This is a genomic window from Bacillus sp. GMs2/2, from assembly GCF_050172095.1.
Lineage (GTDB): Bacteria > Bacillota > Bacilli > Bacillales > Bacillaceae_G > Bacillus_A > Bacillus_A cereus.
Window position 1 is genome coordinate 1 of record NZ_JBNLYE010000326.1, and the last position, 4,436, is coordinate 4,436.

Consider the following 4,436-nt stretch of genomic DNA (forward strand, 5'->3'; position numbering starts at 1 on the left):
CTAGATTTTCTCTATTCAAATTATATTTATTAATATGCCTTTGTAGTTGCTTATCTACTATTACATTTCCAATTCCATCTTGTTGATCCACTTTATCCTCTTTATTTTCCTTTTGTTTTTCTGGAACATTTTTCTCTAAATTCAATGTATTTACTTCAAACTGTACTTGATACTTATTGTCATAGGCCATCGTTGGAATATAAATATGCATTTGCATATTGTATCTTTTTCCTAATTCTCCAACTTCAAATTGAATAACCTTCGTCCCATTTTTCTTTTTGTCTTCTGATATCACCTTTACATCATGAAACACACCTGGAGTGTGAATATCCTCTGTCTTCAAGTATTGAAAGAAATCACTATCACTTAACGTTGCTGTTACAATTTTCTTTCCATTCTCAATTGTTAATTTCGGATCCTTTATATAAACAGCTGCCATAGACTCTTCATTCGTTTTATCTTTATACGCTTTAATAACAGCGTCATATGTACCATCTTCTAAACCTTGTCCCGTTTTATTCGCCTCAATTGCTACTGCCGCTAAAGCAGGTGTTGAATAAACAGCAAACGGAAGTGATAACGCCGCCGCTATAATCATTGCATTTATACGTTTTCTTTTATTTTGTTTCAATTTTACATCTCCTCCGAAATATATAATTCGAAATGTAATCATTTCTCGAATAAATGATAATGATTTTCATTATCATTGTCAACTAGGAAAATAAAAAGTTTACAAAAAAAGAACCTCTTTAAAAGAGGTTATGCCATTTTCTCACCTGATTCTTCTCTAAAAAAGCTTTTCATCGCATGAAATACGTCTGCTTTCTGCTTTAAAATATAGTATCTAAAGTTTTCATCTTTAATATTTTTATAGGCTGACATGAGTGTACTATGGCGGTTATACTGATTCACTTCCCCATACCCAAACATATTACACTTCTTCATTAGCTCTTCAACAAGTTTTACACATCTAGCATTATCTGATGTTAAATTATCACCATCTGAAAAATGGAATGGATAAATATTATAGCGGTCTGGTGAATATTTATTATCGATAAGTTCGAGTGCTTTTTTGTATACAGAAGAACAAATCGTTCCGCCACTTTCTCCTTTTGAGAAAAACTCTTCCTCTGGAACTACTTTTGCCTCCGTATGATGGGCAATAAATTCAATATCTACTGTTTCATACTTTGTGCGTAAAAATCTTGTCATCCAGAAAAAGAAACTACGTGCCATATATTTCTCCCATATTCCCATTGATCCACTCGTATCCATCATCGCTAATACAACAGCTTTTGAATCTGGCTTTAATACTTCATTCCAAGTGCGGAACTTTAAGTCTTCTTGGTGAATTGGATGAAAAGATGCTTTACCACTCATTGCATTTCGTTTATATGCGGATATCATTGTTCGTTTCTTATCGATATTTCCCCATAATCCTGTTTTTCTAATGTCATTAAATTCAACATGTTCAATCCGGTTTTCATCCATTTCTTTTCTCTTTAAATTAGGCAGTTCTAACTCTCTGAAAAACGCTTGCTCTAATTCTAAAATAGAGACTTCAGCTTCATAGTAATCTTCCCCAGCTGCATCTCCTGCTCCTTGCCCTTTTCCTGGCCCTTTTTGTTTTTGACCACCTGATCCATCTCTCGCAACGACATCACCAACTTTGCTGTCACCGTTTCCTTGCCCAACATGTTTATTTTTATCATAATTGTATCTAATCTTATATTCATCTAGAGAACGAATTGGTATTTTTACAACATCCTTGCCATTAGACATAACTATACTTTCTTCTGTTACAAGATCGGGTAAATTATTCTTAATTGCCTCTTGTACTTTTTCTTGATGGCGCTGTTGGTCGTCATATCCTTTGCGATGGAGGGACCAGTTTTCCTGTGAAATCGTATAATTTGGTTGATTTTCTTCGCCCATTCCTTTCCCTCCTTACTGTAATTGTCTTCCTGTATGAACAGCAATCTATAAATTTTGTTCTGTAATGTGCAAGCTAGAATGTTTGAAAGGTAACTGCCCACAGAAAATCATCCCATAAACATTTATAACGTTTTTCATACAATACCCCGAGCATCCTAAACAAAATTTTGCCACTCACATAATAGAAAGAAATATTCAGCCACTGATAAGAAAGAAACACAATGCATTGTTGCACATATTTTTACTTTGCAACATATTGTATTGTGTTGGCTTTTTTCGTATGAATGGTTGGTTACTCTATCATATGCATATTGTAAAAATAATTGACAATAAATTCATAAAATTGCATCTTAATTTATTACATTTGGACAAGGTATGACACTTTATACACATATGAACGGATAATAAAACGCTGTCCCGCAAAATACAAGAGACAGCGTTTTGTTATCAAACTATCTGTTTAACAAGCTACCTACATAGCGTAGTAATTCATTTGCTGAAGAAGAATTATAGCCATGCTCATCAATTAAACGCGCAACAACATCATTGATTTTCTTAAGCTGATTTTCGTCCGGCGTTTTCGTTGATGTTGTAATTTTCACTATATCTTTTAAATCAGCAAATAGTTTTTTCTGAATCGCTTCACGAAGACGTTCATGTGAATTATAATCAAAGCGTTTTCCTTTACGGGCATAAGCAGAAATGCGAATTAAAATCTCTTCACGGAACGCTTTCTTAGCATTTTCTGAAATTCCAATTTGCTCTTCAATTGAGCGCATTAATTTTTCATCAGGACTCATTTCTTCTCCTGTTAACGGATCACGTAATTTCGATTTATTGCAGTATGCCTCGACGTTATCTAAGTAATTATCCATAAGCGTCTTAGCTGATTCTTCATATGAATAAACAAACGCTTTTTGTACTTCTTTCTTCGCGATTTCATCGTATTCTTTTCTCGCTAATGAGATGAAATTCATGTAACGTTCACGGTCTTCATTACTAATGGATGGATGCTGATCTAGCCCATCTTTTAAAGATCTAAGTACATCTAACGCGTTAATAGATGGTACCTCTTTTCGAATGATTGTAGACGAAATTCGGTTAATGACATAACGAGGATCAATACCCTTCATACCTTCATCTTGATATTCGCGTTGTAATTCTTCTACATCAATCGCATTATAACCTTCTACCGTTTCTCCATCATACAAACGCATCTTTTTAATTAAATCAATATCCGGACGCTTCGGATCTTTTAAACGAGTTAAAATAGTGAACATTGCTGCAACGCGAAGTGTGTGTGGTGCAATGTGAACATTCGATACATCACTTTCACGAATCATTTTTTCATAAATATGTTCTTCTTCACTTACCCGTAAATTATAAGGAACTGGCATTACAATAATTCTTGAGTGCAATGCTTCATTTTTCTTATTTGCTATAAATGAGCGATACTCTGTTTCATTCGTATGTGCTACAATTAATTCATCTGCTGAAATAAGCGCAAATCTTCCCGCTTTGAAATTCCCTTCTTGCGTAAGTGATAATAAGTGCCATAAAAACTTCTCATCGCATTTTAACATCTCTTGGAACTCCATCATTCCTCGGTTTGCCTTATTTAATTCTCCATCAAATCGATACGCACGCGGATCTGATTCTGAACCATATTCTGCAATCGTAGAAAAGTCCAGACTACCTGTTAAATCTGCAATATCCTGTGATTTTGGATCAGACGGGCTAAATGTACCAATCCCTGTACGGCGATCTTCCGAGAAGAAAATACGCTCTACAACTACATCCTCAATTCTTGATCCGTATTCTTGCTCTAAACGCATGACATTTAGTGGTGATAAATTCCCTTCAATTCTAACCCCATACTCATCAAAGAAATCATCTCGTAAATGATGTGGAATTAAATGCAGTGGATCCTCGTGCATTGGGCATCCTTTAATTGCAAAAATTGCTCCGCGATCTGTTCTTGAATATGTTTCTAATCCTCGTTTCAACATTGTAACTAACGTTGATTTCCCTCCACTAACAGGACCCATTAATAATAAAATTCTTTTTCTAACATCTAATCGTTTTGCAGATGGATGAAAATATTCCTCTACAAGACGTTCTAGAGCATCCTCTAATCCAAAGAGCTGATTACTAAAGAAGTTATACTTTCTTCTACCATCAACTTCTTCAATTCCAGCATCTTTTATCATATTGTAAATGCGAGAGTGTGCTGTTTGAGCCACCCATGGTCTTTCTTTCACAAGCTCCAAATACTCCGCAAACGTACCTTCCCATTGTAAACGTTCTTCTGCTGCTCGATGCTGTTCAATCTTTTTTAGAATATCCATTATAGCTCCTCCCCCATCTCCTTGTTCAATCGGATTATTATAAAAGGTATGCTAGGATGTCCTTAAACATTCTTTAAATCAAAACGAAATATATAATAGCACACTAAAATTCTCTCCAAAATTCAAAGAAAATTCTGTATAATATAGGTATTA

General features: G+C 34.7%; 3 protein-coding genes. All 3 read right to left on the reverse strand.

From position 1 onward, the window contains the following. Nucleotides 1-631: NEAT domain-containing protein (locus ACQGS6_RS23495; RefSeq protein WP_426965692.1), on the reverse strand; the 631-nt coding region annotated here is incomplete at its 3' end. Nucleotides 632-759: 128 nt separating this feature from the next. Next, complete coding sequence (gene yhbH, locus ACQGS6_RS23500; protein WP_000503518.1) at nucleotides 760-1,935, reverse strand: sporulation protein YhbH; 1,176 nt, start codon at nucleotides 1,933-1,935, stop codon at nucleotides 760-762. 452 nt (nucleotides 1,936-2,387) lie between these two features. Then, nucleotides 2,388-4,283, reverse strand: coding sequence for a PrkA family serine protein kinase (locus tag ACQGS6_RS23505; RefSeq protein ID WP_000353273.1), 1,896 nt, complete (start codon nucleotides 4,281-4,283; stop codon nucleotides 2,388-2,390). Nucleotides 4,284-4,436 lie beyond the last annotated feature (153 nt).